We start from the raw sequence: 15529 nt of genomic DNA, 5'->3' as shown, positions 1-15529 counted from the left end.
CGCGCCCGGCCATGCCGCGGCCCATGCCGATGCTGCCCGTCTCCCGCCCCGCCCTCGGCCAGTCGCCCGGAGCAATGCAGCCAGCGGCCCCGCGGCCGGCCCAGGCCGCCCCGGCGCCGCGGCCCGCGCCGCTCCGTTTCGGCAACGCGACCTGCTGCTGGCCGATCGGCGAGCCGGGAACGCCGGGGTTCCGCTTCTGCTCCGACGCCGCGCTTGCCGGCAAGCCCTACTGCGAGCAGCACGCAGCGCTCGCCTATGTCCGGGCCAAGCCGGACCGGCGCGAGGACGCCGCCTAGCCTTCCCTTCCGCGCACCGTCCTGACCCACGGGACGGGACATGACCGCGAAGCCGGCCGACAGGCCGGCTCTCGGCATCGTCCTGATGCTGGGCGCGCTCTTGCTGTTCGTGATGATGGACAGCGCCATCAAGACGTCCGTGCAGTCCCTTCCCGTGCTCCAGGTTCTCTGGGCGCGCTTTCTGTTCCACATGATCGTGGTCGCCGCCGCGCTCGCTGCCGCGGGCCGGCGCCTGCCGCCGCGCACCGGCGCGCCGAAGCTGCAGATCGTCCGCTCGCTCTGCCTGGCCGTGGCCAACCTGCTGTTCACGGCGGCTCTCGTGCACGTGCCGCTCGCGGAATGCGTCGCAATCGGCTTCGCAAGTCCGCTGATCGTTACGCTGCTTGCGGCCCGGGTGCTGAAGGAGAAGGTCGGCTGGCAGCGCTGGACGGGCATCGTCGTCGGCTTCGCGGGCGTGATGGTGATCATCCGCCCCGGCGCGGGCGTGACGCACCCGGCTGCCTTCCTGGTGCTCGGCACCGCCCTCGTCTTCGCCATCTACTCCGTGCTGACGCGGCGGCTCGCCGGCGTGGACGACGCCTTCACCACCATCTTCCACACGGGGGTGGCGGCCACGGTGCTGACGACCTTCATCGTACCCTTCGTCTGGGTGTGGCCGACCTTCGAGGAGTGGGCGCTGCTCGCCGTGCTCGGTCTGCTCGGCGGCATCGGGCATTTCCTCCTGATCCTCGCCTATCAACGGGCCCAGGCCTCGGTGCTCGCCCCCTTCACCTATACCCAGATCATCTGGGCAACCCTGGCCGGGTATTTGCTGTTTGGAGAGATGCCGGATCAGGTCGCCCTCGCCGGTGCGCTCATCGTCGCCGCGGGGGGGCTTTTCGTGATCTGGACCGAGACGCGCGCCCAGCCCAAGCGTCCGTGAGCGAAGCGCCCATTGCAGAAGCGTCCGAGTGGGAGTAGGCGAGTGCCTGACATGAGTGCGACAATCCGCCAAGGAGAGACGCGGGGCGCCGGGGCACCGGCCCGCCCGCTCGACGCGCAGGACGTGCGCGACGCCTATCGCCGCTGGGCGGGTGTGTATGACAGCGTGTTCGGCTTCGTCTCCCGGCCCGGGCGGATGCGCGCCGTCGCGGCGCTGAACGCGCTTCCGGCAGAGCGGCTTCTCGAGGTGGGCGTCGGCACAGGCCTCGCGCTGCCCCACTACGTCGCCGGCAAGCGGGTGACGGGGATCGACCTGAGCCCCGAGATGCTCGCGGTGGCCGAGCGCCGGGTGCGCGAGGGGGTCGCCGCCACGGTCGAGGGCCTGCACGAGATGGACGCCGAGGCCATGGCGTTCCCCGATGCGAGCTTCGATGCGGCCGTGGCGATGTTCGTCGCCTCCGTCGTGCCGAACCCGCGCCGGATGATGGCGGAGATGCGCCGGGTGGTCCGCCCAGGCGGCACCATCCTCCTCGTGAACCACTTCCTTGCCCCGCATATGGGCCTCCGCCGCGGCGTCGAGCGGGCCGTCGCGCCGTTCAGCCGCGCGCTCGGCTGGCACCCCGATTTTGCGATGGAGACGGTGCTGAGCCCGGGCCAGCTTACCGCGGCGACGCTTCAGCCGTGCCCGCCGCTCGGCATCTTCACGCTCGTGACGCTGCCGCGCGACGCCGTCTAGACGCCCGGAACGGCGACAGCGCCGTCGCAAGCGCGAAGCCCACCGCCGCCATCACCGCGATCATGCCTGCGGCGTTGAAGCCCTGCGCGGCGCCGAGCGCGGCCGGGATCAGCGCAGCGACCGCGTAGCCCGCGACCGCGATCGCCCCGCCCGCCAGCGCCGCAAGCAGGAACTGCGCGGCATAGCGTTCGGTGAGCAGCCGCGCGATGGCCGGCGGGCCGATCAGCGCGGCGATCACCAGGATCGAGCCGACGGCCCAGAACGCCGCCACGCAGGCGGCAGCGATGAGAAGCATGAGCAGCGCGCGGACCGGGCGCGGATCGAAGCCGATCACCGTGCCGAAGGCCGGATCGAACGCGGCGAGGCGAAGCTCCTTCCAGAACAGCAGGAGGGCGACGACCGTGACGGCGAACATCCCCGCAAGCAGCAGCAGTTCCGACGGCAGCGCCGCGAGCGCGGCCGGGTCGAAGAGGCTCGCCGGCCCCGTCGCTGCCGGCCAGATCAGCGTCTCGAGGATGCCGTAGAGAACGCATTCGACATCGAGGTCCACCCTGTCCGCACCGGACCAGACGAGCATCAGGAGCCCGAGCGCGAACATCCCGGAGAACACGACGCCCATCGCCGCGCCCGCCTCGAGCCGTGCGAGGCGGCGGACGAGGCCGATCAGCGCCACGGCGACGACTGCCGCGGCGATCGCCCCGCCCACCATGGGAAGCGAGGCGCGCGTGCCGGTGATCCAGAACCCGGCAGCGATGCCGGGAAGCACGGCGTGGCTGATCGCATCGCCCATCATGCTGTTGCGGGTGAGCAGAAGGAGCGTGCCGAGCAGCCCGCAGGTGACGCAGGCGAGGATGGCCGCGAGCATCGGTACGAGGTCGAGCTGCAGGAAATCGACGAGCGTCATGCCCGTGCCCCCTCGACGGGCGGCGGCACGGCCAGCCGCGCCGTGTCCGGGTCGGCCGTCTCCAGCCAGGCCTCGACCTCCGCCTCCACCTCCGGCGGAAGCGTATGCTCGATCAGGTCTGCCCCGCGATGGGCGGCAAAGGCGCGCACGCCGCCCGCCCGGGTGAGGTAGATCTCCCACACACGGTGGCGGCGGACGACGTTGCGCGCGGCATCGACGCCGGACGCCGTCAGCCGCAGGAAGCCAGGCTCGGCCGCGCGCTGCCACAGCCCCGCGCGGCGAAGCGCCAACGACACGGCGGACATCCGCGCCGCACTCCAGGCCCAGGCTTCGGCGATCGCTGCCTCGGCGAAGGGCGCGTCGGCGCCGCTCCCCTTCCTCTCGAGCTCCTCCCACGCGCCGCGCAGCGCATGGTCGCGCGCGATGCGCCAGGTCATCACCGCGCGGCCGAGCGCGGCGGCGATCACGCCGCGCGTCGGCGAGAAGAACAGGGCAAGCAGGAACAGCGCGCAGGCGGTGACGGTCACGACCGCCCCGGTCGGCAGGCCGGGCACGGCCGCCGAGAGCGACGCCCCGACCCAGCCCGATGCCGCGCCGACCAGCGCCGCGACCGGCGCCATCACGGATAGCCGTTCCGTCAGCAGCCGCGCGGTGACGGCGGGGATCACCATCAGCGCGACGACGAGGATGAGCCCGACAGCGCGCAGCCCCGCGACGGCGACGAGAAGCATCAGCGCCGTCAGCGCGAGATCGAGCGCGCGCACCGGCAGCCCGGCCGAGGCGGCGAAGGCCTCGTCGAAGCAGAGTGCGCGCAGCGGGTTGAACAGCACCAGCGCGCAGCCTGCGGCGATGGCGGCGAGGATCATCAGGGCCTGTGCCTCAGCCTCCGACATGCCGGCCGCCTGCCCGAGGATGAAATGCGCGAGTCCCGCCTGGCCGCCCGTCGGAAGCGACTGCACGACCGACATCAGCACCACGCCGAGGCCGAAGCCGGAGGAGAGGACGAGCGCCATCGCCGCGTCCTCGCGCACACGCCCCGTCGCCGCGGCGGCGCGGACGGCGAGCGAGCCGAGCGCGGCCGTCGCCGCACCGCCTGCCATCAGGAGCCAGAGATTGCGCGGATCGACGCCCGCGAGCGTCGCGCCGATGAAGGCCGCGGCCACGCCCGGAAGCGTGGCGTGCGCGGCGACGTCGGCGATCAGCGCGCGGCCGCGCAGCAGGACGAAGCTGCCAACGAGGCCGGCCGAGAGCCCGAAGGCGGCGCAGCCGAGCACCACTACAGCGGCGTTGTGGCCGAGCGAGAAGGTGAGCGCTGCGAGAAAGTCGGCGTTGATCACGCGCGGGGCGCCGCGCCTGGCGCGCCGGCAGCGGCCGCGACCGCCTGGTCGAGAAGCGACAGACGTCCGCCATAGGCGCGGGCGAGGTTCTCCGGCGTGAAAGCCTCCGCCATCGGCCCGGCGGCGATGGCGCGGAGGTTCAGCAGAAGCACGTGGTCGAAATAGTGCGGCGCGGTGGCGAGGTCGTGGTGCACGACGACGACGGCCTTGCCCTGGTCCGCCAGCCTCCGCAGCACGGAGACGATCGCCTTCTCCGTCGCGGCATCGACGCCCGCGAAGGGCTCGTCCATCAGGTAGAGATCGGCCTCCAGCGCGAGCGCGCGGGCGAGGAACACGCGTTGCTGCTGCCCGCCCGAGAGCTGGCCGATCTGCCTGTCGGCGAAGTCGGACAGGCCGACCTCTGCGAGCGCGGCGCGCGCGGCACCCTTCTCCTTCCGCCCCAGCGGGCGGAGCCAGCCTGCGCGCGGGTAGCGGCCCATCGCGACGACATCGAGCGCGGTTGCCGGAAAGTCCCAGTCGACCGAGGCGCGCTGAGGCAGGTAGCCGACGCGGCGGCGCACGGCGGCGAGCGGCTCGCCGAAGATGCGCACCTCGCCGGAGAGCTTCGGCACGAGCCCGAGCACGGCCTTGATGAGCGTCGACTTGCCCGCGCCGTTCGGCCCGACGATCGCGACGAGACCCGAAGGCGGCGTCGCCCAGCCGACCTCCCACAGCACGGGCGCGTCGCGGTAGGCGACGGTGAGGTGCCTGACCGAGAGCGCGGGAACCGGAAGCGATGCGGTGGTGCTCATCCCGCGAGCCTGCCGTTCATCCCCTTCGGAGGTGCCGAGCCGCCAAGCGCGCGGGCGATGACCGTCGCGTTGTGGTCGATCATGCCGACATAGGTACCCTCGTAGCTTCCGGGCGGACCCATCGCGTCGGAGAAGAGCGCGCCGCCGATGGCGACGCGGTGGCCTTGCGCGGCAGCGCCCTCGATCAGCGCGCGCACGTTCCGGTCGCTCACCGAGGTCTCGACGAAGACGGCGGGAATGCGCCGCGAGACCAGCATCGCCACGAGGTCCTGGATCCGCCGCAACGCAGCCTCCCCCTCCGTCGAGAGCCCCTGCACGCCCTCGACTTCCAGCCCGTAGCGCCTGGCGAAGTAGCCGAACGCGTCATGCGCGGTGACCAGCACGCGCGACGCGTCCGGGATCGAGCCGATCGCCTGCTTCGCGTAGGCATCGAGTGCGGCGAGCCGTCGGGCGAGGTCGTCATGGTTGCGGCGGAAGGTGTCGGCGCCGGCGGGGACGAGGCGGATCAGCGCATCGCGGATGTGCTCGGCCGCGCTGGTCCACAGCGTGACGTCCATCCACACATGCGGGTCGTCCTTGCCGTCATCGTCGGCCAGCAGCTGGTCGGCGGCGAGGAGCTCCGTCACCGCGTAGACGGGCTTGCCGTTCCGCGCGAGGCGGACGAACACGTCCGTCATCTGCCCCTCCAGGAGCAGCCCGTTGTAGAACAGCGCATCCGCGCCGTTCAGCCGCGCGATGTCGGCCCGCGTCGGGCGGTAGGTGTGCGGGTCCACCCCCTCGCCGAGAAGCGTCTCGGCGCGCACGCGATCGCCGCCGATCTCACGAACGAGATCGCCGATCATGCCGGTGGTGGAGAGGATGCGCGGCGCAGACTGCGCCCGCGCGAGGCCCGGCAGTGCGACAAGCGCGGCCGCGCCGAGCGCGGCGCGGCGAGAAATGGTTGAACACCTGTTCATCTCTTCACCTCGTCAAACCCTTGAAAGATATTAGCTTTTCGAAACGAGATATGAGCCAGGTCGGGCCGGCGCGCAAGCCCCGCTTGCACCGCGAAGGGATTGCTGGAAGCGTGCGGTCGGAAGCGGCGAGGAAATCGAACGATGGCAGGCAGGGAGGGTCGCACACGCGGCGTCGGCGAGGACGAGATCGTCGAGCTCGCCGAGATGTTCCGGCTGATGAGCGATCCGACGCGGCTGCGCATCATCCTCGCAAGCCTCAACAAGCCCGTGTCGGTGACGGAGATGGCACAGGGGCTCGGCCTATCCGCGAGCCTGGTGAGCCATCACCTCAGGCTGCTCCGCGCCGCGCGGCTACTCCAGGCCGACAGGCAGGGAAGGCAGGTCTTCTACGTCGTGGGGGACGACCACATCCGCTCGATGCTGACCGACATGGTCGACCACGTCGCCGAGGAAGAGGCGGACGAGGCCGAAGCGGGCTGATCCCTCAGCCCGAGGCGGCCGGCTTCGAGCGGGCCCGGCGGCGCCGCGGGCCTGACCGCGTGCCGGAGCGGATGCGAAGCGGCGCTGCCTCGCGCCGGCCGCTCGACCCCGTGAGGCGCTGCACCGTCTCGGCGATGACGTCCGCGGCGATGGCAGCGACCACCTCGCGCACCTGTGCGCGCGTGGCGGCCGTATCCTGCAGTGCGGGCTGACGCTGTCTGGCCATGGTCATCGAACCTCCGCAACCTCGAACCGGCCCCGTCCGTCGCGCGGGGGCACCTCGCGGGCATGCACAAAGCCTGCCAACCGATGCGCGCCGGGTCCGAGACGCCCCGTCGCCTCATGCCAAACGCGTACGGAGGACCAATCGTTGCGCGACGAAACGTCCTGTACCGGGCGATCGAGGTCGATCCGCCCCTTCTCGAGCCCGCCCGCCCAGTTCCGGTGACTGACCAGCACCTCCCGTGACCCGAGCACGGCGGTGACGACCGCGACGTGGCCGAGCGGCATGTCCTCGGTTGGCTGGAAAACCATCACCGAGCCGAGTTCCGGCGCGCGGCCGCGTGCGTAGCGGCCGGCGGCCTGCCCCCACCAAGTCCAGGCGTCGCCGACGATCGCGATGCCGGAGAGGTCGCGGGCGAAGGGCACGCATTCGGCCGAAGGATCGGGCGCGGCGGCGCGGCGGGAGATGACCGTGCGCGGACCGTCCGGGCGCCAGGAGCGGAACGTGTCGGACAGCGGCGCGAGCGTCGCCACGCCCCTGTAGTCATGGCCGGGATGGCTCGCGCAGCCAACCGCGACAAGCAGAGCAGCGAGTGGAGCGATCCGGCGCGGCATGCGGGCACCGTGTATCAAAATGCATAACAAGGTGCAACCAGTGCCACGCAATGGTCATACGTCCCGCTCGGCGAACATCTCCCGAGCGAGATGTCATTCCCTACATGGCGTGCTGCACTGCAGCGATCAAGCGGGCTAGCGCGTTCCCGAGGCCGCCATCGCCGCCCGCGGCACGTTCGCTGCGAGCCGGACCGGGTCGGCCGTCGATGCCGGCAGGATGAAGCCATGCGCGGCATAGACGGTGATCCCGAGCGTTCCGGAAGGCGGATGCCATACCCGCACCGCCGACCAGTCATTGTTGCGCGAGACGTCCGCCACGCGCTGGTTGTGCGCGACCCGGCCCTTGTCGCGGCCGGTTCCCCAGTTCGCATGGGTGACTAGGACCTCGCGAGGGCCGACCTGCCGGAGTACAACCGCAACGTGTCCTTGCGGAAGGCTGCGCGTCCGCTGGAACACGAGCACCGCGCCCGGCGCAGGGGCCGAGGCCCTGTCGTAGCGGCCGGCCGCGGCCGCCCACCACCCATGCGCATCTCCCGCGAGCGAGATGCCGGAGAGCTCGCGCGCAAAGGGAACGCAGGAAATGTCGCCCGGAAGGCCGGACCACTCGTTGCCCCAGCCCGATGCTGCGGCATCCGGGCGCGGCCCGGCGCAGGCGGAGAGAGCGAGCAGCAACATGATGGCGCGCAGGCGTCGCATCAGGGAGCCTCCACCCGCTTCGGTAGCGGACGGGGCAGGCGCGGCGCAAGCCTGCGATGGCGTGACGGCGCCTCAGGCCGCTTCGCGCGCGGCCCTCACATGCCTCAGGTGCCCCGATGCGGCCCCACCTCCGGCAAGCCGGGCGGCAAGATCGGCCGCCTCGAGAAGCTCCCGCCAGCGCGCGCCCGTCTCGACGCCGAGGCGTCGGAACAGCCACACCACGTCCTCGGTCGCGACATTGCCCGACGCACCCGGCGCGAATGGGCAGCCGCCGATGCCGCCGGCCGCGGCGTCGATCTCGCGCACGCCGGCCTCGTAAGCGGCCGCGACATTGGCGATGCCGAGATTGTAGGTGTCGTGCCCGTGGAAGGCGAAGCGGGCGCGGGAGCCGAAACGGGCGATCGCCTCGGCGAACAGCGCGCGCACCTGGTCGGGCGCTGCATTGCCGGTCGTGTCGGCGAGCGCGAAGGTGAGGCCCGGGCGGATGGCGACGGCGCGCTCGAGCAGGGCGAGCACCTGCGCCGGCGCGACCACACCCTCGAACGGGCAGTGGAAGGAGCAGGAGAAGCTCCAGCGGATCGCCGGACCGTCCGCGGGCATGGTCGCGACGATGTCGGCCAGGTCGTTGAAACTCTCCTCCACCGAGCGGTTCAGGTTCGAGCGGTTGTGGCCCTCGGTCGCGCTCATCACGAGGCCCAGCTTTCGGGCGCCAGCGGCAAGCGCCCGCTCCACCCCCTTGCGGTTCGGCACGAGAACGGAGGGGAGGATGCCCTCGATCGCGTTTGCCGCCGCCAGGACCTCGGCCGCGTCCGCCAATTGCGGAATCGCCTTCGGGCTGACGAAGCTCGTCGCCTCGATCTCGACGAGGCCTGCGGCGGCAAGCGCCCGCACCAGCGCGATCTTCTGCTCCGTCGGCACGAAGGCGGAGACGGCCTGCAGCCCGTCGCGCGGCGCAACCTCGACGATGGTGACCGTGCCGCTCATCCCGCCCTCTCCTCCCCGCGCGCAGAGGCGGCGGCCTCGGCGTCGAGCCCGGCCAGCCTCTCGAGAACCAGCCCGTTGTGCGCCCCCACGGCAGGGCCCGTCCAGCCCACCACCGCGTCCGGCTCGTGGCTATCGACGCGCAGCGCGGGGCCGGGATGGAGCACGCGACCGAGAAGCGGATCCTCGACCTCCTGCACCGCCCGGCGGGAGCGGAAATGCGGGTCCTCGGCACAGTCGCGGATGCTGTACAGGCGGCAGGCCGGCACCTCGGCCTCCTCGAGAAGCCTGTCCGCCTCCTTGGCGTCGAGCCCCTTCGTCCAGGCGGCGATCGCTGCGTCGATCTCGCCGACATGGGCGCAGCGCCCGGCATTGGTCGCGAGCCTCGGGTCGGCGGCGAGCTCGGGCCGGCCGATCAGCGCCATCAGCCTGCGGTAGATCGGGTCGGAATTGCCGGCGATGACGATCCAGCCGCCATCCTTCGTCGGGTAGGTGTTGGTCGGCGCAGCGGTGGGGATCGCCGCGCCGGCGGGCTGGCGCACCTTCCCGAACAGCCCGTACTCGGGAAGCATCCCTTCCATCAGGCTGAACACGCTCTCGACCAGGCTCACGTCGATCACTGCGCCCACGCCGCCTCCCCTGCTCGGATCGGCCACGTCGCGGCGCCAGCATGCGGCGAGAAGCCCGATCGCGGCGTAGAGGCCGGCAAGGTCGTCGGCGATCGAGATGCCCGCGCGCGGCGGCGGCAGGTCGCTCATCCCCGGCGGGTGGCCCGTGAGGTGCCGGATGCCGCCCATCGCCTCGCCGATCGCGCCGAAGGCGGGCTTGTCGCGATAGGGCCCGTCCTGCCCGTAGCCGGAGATGCGCGCCACCACGAGCCTGGGGTTCAGCGCCCGAAGTGCTTCGGGCCCGAGGCCAAGCCGCTCGAGATAGCCGGGCCGGAAATTCTCGACGAGCACGTCTGCCCGCGCAGCGAGGCGGCGCACCGCCTCCTTGCCCTGCGCGTGCTTGAGGTCGACCTCCGCGCAGAGCTTGTTGCGGCCGTGGATGGACCACCAGACGGAATTGCCGTCCAACGCGCTGCCCCAGCCGCGGAACGGGTCGCCGCCAGGCGGCTCGAGCTTGATCACCTCCGCGCCAAGGTCGGCGAGGATGCGGGTGCAGAAGGGACCGGCGATGTAGTGGCCGAGCTCGAGAATTTTCAGGCCGGCGAGCGGCCCGCGCGGTGCCGAGTCGCCGCCCGCTTCCGTCGCCCAGTCTGTGGCCGAGTCGCGCCGCGACTCGGCGCCTTCTGCCTCTGCCATGCCGCTTTTCGCTCCCCGACTACCCCAGAACCGGCCCGGACGTGCGGCATCGGGGAGACGAAATCAACCCGGCAGGGGCTGAACCACCCCGCATGCCACACGATTTCGTGAAAAGCTTGGCCAAGATTCAACTTTAACGAGCATCGACTCCGCAACGGCCTTGCGTGGGTTGTGCAACCTATGGTTAATCATTCGCGGGTATGTTGCCCATCGAGGAACGAACCTTTGTCGATCCTCGTCTCTCCCGGATGTCGCCGGCATGGTCCCGCCGGCGCACGCGCCGATCCCCCCGGTCTGGCGCGTGAAGCCTCGGGGCGGGAAGCGAAAGCCTCCCGCCCCCATTTTTTTCCGGCACAGCACCAGCGCTGCCTAGGCCTACCCGGCCATCACGTACGCATGCTCCGGCTCGAGGGGCTTCTCCGGCGCGGGCAGGGTGATGGTGGCGCGAAGCCCGGGCCCGGCATCCTCGAAGGCAAGCGTGCCGCCATGCAGCTGCGCCACCGCCTGGACGAGGGCGAGCCCCAGGCCTGACCCCGGCGTGCCGCGGCTCGCCTCGGCCCGGTAGAACCGCTCCACCACCTTGCCCCTGTCGCCGGCCGGAATGCCTGGCCCCGAATCCGACACGGTGATCTCGATGTCGCCGCCCCGGCGCGCGGCGGCGAGCCGCACCTGGCCGCCGGGAGGGGTGAACTTGATGGCGTTGTCGAGCAGGTTGGCCGCGGCCTGGAGAAGCATGTCGCGGTCGCCCACCATCGGTAGCGAAGGCGGGAGATCGACGACGAAGACGAGCCCGCGCTCGTCCGCCGCCGCGCCGTAGAGGTCGCCCGCGTCGGCGAGCAGGGCAGCGAGGTCGAGCCCGGCGAAGGCGGAGCGCCGCGCGCCGGCCTCGATCTCGGCGATGCGGAGCAGCGCCTGGAATACGCCGATGATGCCGTCGAGCTCGGCGATGCCCCGCTCGACGGCGGCGCGCAGGTTCGCGGCATCGGTCTGCTCCAGCGCCTCCTCGAGCCGCCCGCGCAGCCGGGCGAGCGGCGTGCGCAGGTCATGCGCAATGGCGTTCGACACCTCGCGCACGCCGTCCATCAGCACGCCGATGCGGTCAAGCATCGCGTTCACGGTCTCGGCGAGGTGGTCGAAATCGTCATCGGCGCCGGAGAGGGGAACGCGGTGGCTGAGATCGCCATGGCCGATCGCCGTCGCCGTCGCCGCGACCGGCGCGAGGCGTGACTGCAGCAGCCTGCGCACGAGCAGGCCGCCGATCGCGGCCAGGATGAGCGCCAGGAGCGTGCCGTACAGCACCGCATTGCCGACAAGCTCGCGCAGCTCGAGCCGCTGCTTCACGTCGCGCCCCACCAGAAGGCGCGACCCGTCCGGCAGGTCGAGGGCATAGATCCGCCCGACGGTGGCCTGGCCATCCCGCAGGATCGGGCCCTCGTGCCAGTCCCCCTCGTGCAAAGAGGACGGCGAGAGCTGCTCGATGTTGCCGGCGAGCACGCGGCCGACCTGGTCCGTCAGCAGGTAGATCTCCTCGTCGTCCGCGTCCTCGGCCAGCTTCTGTTCGATCGCTGGGGCCAGCGCCTCGGTGCCGCCGGCGTGCCAGCGCGCCGTCAGGAGCTGCACGTCGGTTCGGACGGCAAGGTCGGTCTGCCGGTTCAGGTAGCCGGCCGTGCTCCACCAGAAGAAGGCGGAGAGCGCGACGGCGGAAACGACGATCAGCACCGCATGCAGCGCGGCGAGCTTGAACCCGGTGGAGCGGACGAGCCGCAGGAATGGGCGGTCCGCCGGGTCGGGGGGAAGGGTGAGCGGCGGGCTCATCGTCGTCCCTCAGGCCTCGGCGCGCAGCATGTAGCCGGCATTGCGCACGGTGTGGATGAGCGGGAAGGAAAAGCCGCGGTCGATCTTCTGCCGGAGCCTGGAGACATGCACGTCGATCACGTTCGTCTGCGGGTCGAAATGGTAGTCCCACACCGCCTCGAGAAGCATGGTGCGGGTGACGACCTGGCCGGCATGGCGCATCAGGAACTCGAGAAGGCGGAACTCGCGCGGCTGCAGCTCGATCGGCTTGCCGCACCGCTTCACCGACCGCGCCAGCAGGTCCATCTCGAGATCGGCGACGGAGAGCCGGGTCGTCGGCGCATCGCTGCGGCCGCGGCGGCCGAGCGCCTCGACGCGGGCAAGAAGCTCGGTGAAGGCGAAGGGCTTCGTCAGGTAGTCGTCGCCGCCCGCCTTCAGCCCCTTCACCCGCTCATCGACCTGCGCGAGCGCCGACAGGAACAGGACCGGCACCTTCGCTCCCGTGGCGCGCAGCGTCTCGAGGAGGCGCAGCCCGTCCATCCCGCCAGGCAGCATGCGGTCGAGCACGATGACGTCGTAGTTCTCCGAGGCTGCCAGGAACAGCCCGTCCCGCCCCTGGTCGGCGTGATCGACGGTATGGCCGGACTCGCGAAGCCCCTTGGTGACGAAGCGGGCCACGTCCTCGTCGTCCTCGACCAGCAGAATGCGCATCGTTCGTTCGATCCGTCCCGCCCGGAGTCCGACCCGGGGTCGTATCCATCCTGCCATGAACCAGGCAGCGCGTCCTCATCGCACGCGCATGTGACGACCGCCTTGCCCTATCGCAAAGAGGGCGGGCCCGGGTGGTGCTAGCCTCCCCCGATCCACAAGAAAGACGAGGAGGGCACGTCCGATGACGCGTGACGGAACCCGATCGAGCGGGGCTCCCGCTCCGGCGCCGCAGGAGGCCGATGGCACGGAACTGCCCGCTGCCCTGATGACGTTGACGCTGCACATGGTCGAAAGCCGCATCGCCCTGATGGGTGACCTTGCCCGCTGCGGCACGGTGGCGGAGGCGGGCGAGGTGATGACGCGCTGGATGGGCGCGCGCATCGCCGAGTTCGGCGAGGACCAGGCCCGCGTCGCCAACGCCATGCTGGCGAGCTTCTCGCAGGCGGCAACGGCGGCGACCGAGGCGATCGAGAGCGCCAACGGGCTCGCCAAGGCGGGGCTCGAGGCCGCGAAGGACAGGACCGCCGCGCCGCACTGACGCTTTGGCCGGACCACGCGCGGGACAGTTTTGCTGCACCGCACCTTGCGGGGAGGGCGTCACTGGCCCAGGCTGATGGCTTGACCGCCATCGGAACTGGGCCGTGTCGCTCGCCCTGACAGCCACGCTCGCCATGCTGGTGCAGCAGGCCTTCGCGACGTTCACGCGCGGCCTCGTACCCGTGCTTGCCCCGGCCATGGGCCCCGATCTCGGGGTCGATCCCTCACTCGCCGGGCTCTACGCCGCGTTGGCCGCGGGTGCGGCGCTCGTCGGCACGCTCGGGGTGGGGGGGTTCCTCAACCGCTACGGCGCGCTGCGGGTGAGCCAGGTGGCGCTGGCCATTGCCGCCAGCGGCCTCGCGATGGCCGCACCGGCCGGCGTGCTTCTCGTCGCGCTCGGTTCGATCCCGGTGGGCCTGGGCAGCACGATCTCGACACCTGCCTCCTCGCATCTCCTCGCCCGCGTCGTGCCGCCGCGGCAGCAGCCGCTCCTCTTCTCCATCAAGCAGACGGGCGTGCCGGTCGGCGTCGCCATGTCGGGGCTGCTCGGCCCCGGTTTCGCGCTTCTGTTCGGCTGGCGCGGCGCGCTCGTCCTCTCCGCCCTGCTCTGCCTCGCCCTCTGCCTCGCGCTCGAGCCGCTTCGCGCCCGCTTCGACGCGGACCGCGACCCGCATGCCCGCATCGGCCTCTCCGGCGTGCTCGACACCATGACCACCGTCCGCCGCCTGCCGGCGATCCGCGTCCTGGCGATGGCCTTCGTCGTTCTGGTCGGGCTGCAGTTCGTGTTCCAGACCTTCCTCGTCGTGTTCCTCGTGGAACGTCTCGGCTGGACGCTCGGCTCCGCCGGCGCGCTGTTCAGCCTCGCCACGCTTGTCGCGATCCCTGCGCGCATCCTCTGGGGCGCGGCCGGGGCGAAATTCCCCGCGCGGTTCCTGCTCGCGATCATCGCCATCGGCACCTGCCTCTCCTTCGCCGCGCTCGCCCCGCTCACCCCGGCGAGCTCGTGGTGGACGGTGCTCGCCGTCGCCGTCGCCGGCTCCGCCACGGCGATGTCCTGGCACGGGCTGATGCTTGCCGAGCTCGCCCGGCTCTCGCCTCCCGGCAAGGCCGGGGCGGTGACGGGCGCGGTGCTCGCCTTCGCCCAGCTCGGCCAGATCGCCCTGCCGCCGCTGTTCGGCTTCACGGTGGCGATCGGCCTCGGCTGGGGCGGGTCCTGGGTGCTGCTCGGCCTTCCCGCCGCGGCCGTCGGCGTCTGGCTGCTCAGGGCGAAGGCGTAGAGGGGTCCTCCGGCCAGGCGTGCTTGGGGTATCGGCCGCGCATGTCCTTGCGCACATCCGCCCAGCCCCCCTTCCAGAACGCGCCGAGATCGCGGGTCAGCGCGACGGGCCTGCCGGCGGGGGAGAGCAGCTCCACAGCAAGCGGGATCGTTCCGTTGCCGATGCGGGGGCTCGCCTTCAGCCCGTAGAAGGCCTGCGCGCGCGCCGACACGACGGGCGGATCGCGCGTGTAGTCCACCGCGGCGCGCGTGCCGTTGCCGAGCACGACATGCGAGGGGAAGGCGGCATCGAGCAGTGCGGCGCGATGGCCGAGCAGCCCCCGCAGGATGCCGACGAGATCGAGCCGAGCCAGATCGGCGAGCCGGCTCATGCCGCCGAGATGCGGCGCGAGCCAGCCCTCGAGCGAGGCGGCGAGCGCGTCGTCGGAAACGTCCGGCCAGGCCACGCCCTCCGCCCGGCGCATCAGCACCGCCCGCGCCTGCAGCCGGCGCGACGCGTCGCTCCACGGCAGCACGCCGAGGCCGCGCAGCCCGATGCCCTGGCACAGCGCCGCGGCCACCGCCTCGGCAGGCGGCTCGGGCTGCACGCTTTCCTCCAGCACCAGCGCGCCGAGGCGTACGCGACGCCGCGCGCGCACGGCAGAGGCGCGATCGTCCCACGCCACCTCCGCCGCTGCCTCGATCCGCTCGCCGAACAGCGCATCGATCTCGGCGCGGCTGAGCGGTGCGGCGAGACGGATGCGCGCTTCCGTCCCTGAGAGGTCGAGCGCAGCGACCGCGAGGAAGGGCTCGCGCGCGAGCGGATCGGCAGCCGAGACCCGCGCGCCGCGCCCGCTCGACAGCAGGAAGGCGCCAGGCTCGGTGCCGCGTGCCATGGCCACCCGATCGGGGTAGGCGAGCGCGAGGATGCGCCCGGCTTGGTCCGGCCGCGCGGCGGCCGCGCGCCCGAGGCCGAGCCTGCGCCGGTGCTGT

At 71.8% G+C, this 15529-nt stretch carries 18 protein-coding genes; 6 read left to right on the top strand and 12 right to left on the bottom strand.

Annotated elements, in window-relative coordinates:
* From FIF60_RS20380 to FIF60_RS20370, 3 genes are all read left to right on the top strand, one after another.
* Positions 1–296: GcrA family cell cycle regulator (locus FIF60_RS20380; protein WP_239451738.1), on the top strand; the 296-nt coding region annotated here is incomplete at its 5' end.
* A 40-nt stretch (positions 297–336) separates the two neighbouring features.
* On the top strand, positions 337–1218 hold the full coding sequence (locus FIF60_RS20375; RefSeq protein ID WP_144300131.1) for a DMT family transporter: 882 nt from the start codon (positions 337–339) through the stop codon (positions 1216–1218).
* A 51-nt stretch (positions 1219–1269) separates the two neighbouring features.
* Entirely contained in the window at positions 1270–1953 is a 684-nt protein-coding gene (locus FIF60_RS20370; RefSeq protein ID WP_144300130.1) for a class I SAM-dependent methyltransferase, read from the top strand.
* Here FIF60_RS20370 and FIF60_RS20365 read toward each other — a convergent pair.
* Genes FIF60_RS20365 through FIF60_RS20350 form a run of 4 tightly spaced genes read right to left on the bottom strand, consistent with a single transcriptional unit; the run spans position 1919 to position 5941 of the window.
* Positions 1919–2857: a metal ABC transporter permease gene (locus FIF60_RS20365; RefSeq protein ID WP_144300129.1), complete on the bottom strand. Its 939-nt coding sequence runs from the start codon at positions 2855–2857 to the stop codon at positions 1919–1921. The genes FIF60_RS20370 and FIF60_RS20365 overlap by 35 nt on opposite strands.
* Positions 2854–4194: a metal ABC transporter permease gene (locus FIF60_RS20360; protein ID WP_144300128.1), complete on the bottom strand. Its 1341-nt coding sequence runs from the start codon at positions 4192–4194 to the stop codon at positions 2854–2856. The genes FIF60_RS20365 and FIF60_RS20360 overlap by 4 nt, the downstream gene beginning before the upstream one ends.
* On the bottom strand, positions 4191–4985 hold the full coding sequence (locus tag FIF60_RS20355) for a metal ABC transporter ATP-binding protein (protein WP_144300127.1): 795 nt from the start codon (positions 4983–4985) through the stop codon (positions 4191–4193). Before FIF60_RS20355 ends, FIF60_RS20360 begins: the two co-directional genes overlap by 4 nt.
* Positions 4982–5941 carry a metal ABC transporter solute-binding protein, Zn/Mn family gene (locus tag FIF60_RS20350; protein ID WP_144300126.1) on the bottom strand — a complete coding sequence of 320 codons (960 nt, stop codon included), beginning with the start codon at positions 5939–5941 and terminating at the stop codon, positions 4982–4984. Before FIF60_RS20350 ends, FIF60_RS20355 begins: the two co-directional genes overlap by 4 nt.
* 141 nt (positions 5942–6082) lie before the next feature.
* On the opposite strand from FIF60_RS20350, the gene FIF60_RS20345 reads away from it, so the two are divergent.
* Positions 6083–6421 (top strand): ArsR/SmtB family transcription factor, encoded by a 339-nt coding sequence (locus FIF60_RS20345; RefSeq protein WP_144300125.1) that lies wholly within the window; start codon positions 6083–6085, stop codon positions 6419–6421.
* A gap of 4 nt (positions 6422–6425) precedes the next feature.
* Here the strand turns inward: FIF60_RS20345 and FIF60_RS20340 are convergent, their stop codons facing one another.
* The 7 genes from FIF60_RS20340 to FIF60_RS20310 all read right to left on the bottom strand — a co-directional run bounded on the left by FIF60_RS20340 (position 6426) and on the right by FIF60_RS20310 (position 12744).
* Positions 6426–6653: a hypothetical protein gene (locus FIF60_RS20340; protein WP_144300124.1), complete on the bottom strand. Its 228-nt coding sequence runs from the start codon at positions 6651–6653 to the stop codon at positions 6426–6428.
* Positions 6650–7258: a CHAP domain-containing protein gene (locus FIF60_RS20335; protein ID WP_144300123.1), complete on the bottom strand. Its 609-nt coding sequence runs from the start codon at positions 7256–7258 to the stop codon at positions 6650–6652. The genes FIF60_RS20340 and FIF60_RS20335 overlap by 4 nt, the downstream gene beginning before the upstream one ends.
* 135 nt (positions 7259–7393) lie before the next feature.
* Entirely contained in the window at positions 7394–7954 is a 561-nt protein-coding gene (locus tag FIF60_RS20330) for a CHAP domain-containing protein (protein ID WP_144300122.1), read from the bottom strand.
* A gap of 72 nt (positions 7955–8026) precedes the next feature.
* The gene (locus FIF60_RS20325; protein ID WP_144300121.1) at positions 8027–8938 is read right to left on the bottom strand and encodes a hydroxymethylglutaryl-CoA lyase; all 912 of its coding nucleotides are present in this window, start codon (positions 8936–8938) and stop codon (positions 8027–8029) included.
* Positions 8935–10239: a CaiB/BaiF CoA transferase family protein gene (locus FIF60_RS20320; protein ID WP_144300120.1), complete on the bottom strand. Its 1305-nt coding sequence runs from the start codon at positions 10237–10239 to the stop codon at positions 8935–8937. The genes FIF60_RS20325 and FIF60_RS20320 overlap by 4 nt, the downstream gene beginning before the upstream one ends.
* 375 nt (positions 10240–10614) lie before the next feature.
* Positions 10615–12054: a sensor histidine kinase gene (locus tag FIF60_RS20315; protein ID WP_144300119.1), complete on the bottom strand. Its 1440-nt coding sequence runs from the start codon at positions 12052–12054 to the stop codon at positions 10615–10617.
* Positions 12055–12063: 9 nt separating this feature from the next.
* Entirely contained in the window at positions 12064–12744 is a 681-nt protein-coding gene (locus FIF60_RS20310) for a winged helix-turn-helix domain-containing protein (RefSeq protein ID WP_144300118.1), read from the bottom strand.
* Between the two features lie 181 nt (positions 12745–12925).
* Between FIF60_RS20310 and FIF60_RS20305 the strand changes: the two genes are divergently transcribed.
* Positions 12926–13282 carry a hypothetical protein gene (locus FIF60_RS20305; RefSeq protein WP_144300117.1) on the top strand — a complete coding sequence of 119 codons (357 nt, stop codon included), beginning with the start codon at positions 12926–12928 and terminating at the stop codon, positions 13280–13282.
* Positions 13283–13385: 103 nt separating this feature from the next.
* Positions 13386–14558, top strand: coding sequence for an MFS transporter (locus FIF60_RS20300; RefSeq protein ID WP_144300116.1), 1173 nt, complete (start codon positions 13386–13388; stop codon positions 14556–14558).
* Here FIF60_RS20300 and FIF60_RS20295 read toward each other — a convergent pair.
* Positions 14542–15529 (bottom strand): ATP-dependent helicase C-terminal domain-containing protein (locus FIF60_RS20295; protein WP_275426729.1); only part of this gene is annotated, 988 nt, incomplete at its 5' end. The genes FIF60_RS20300 and FIF60_RS20295 overlap by 17 nt on opposite strands.

This window comes from Elioraea rosea, from assembly GCF_007644105.1.
In the GTDB taxonomy this organism is placed as follows: Bacteria; Pseudomonadota; Alphaproteobacteria; order Acetobacterales; family Acetobacteraceae; genus Elioraea_A; species Elioraea_A rosea.
This window is presented reverse-complemented; position numbering and strand designations above follow the sequence as displayed.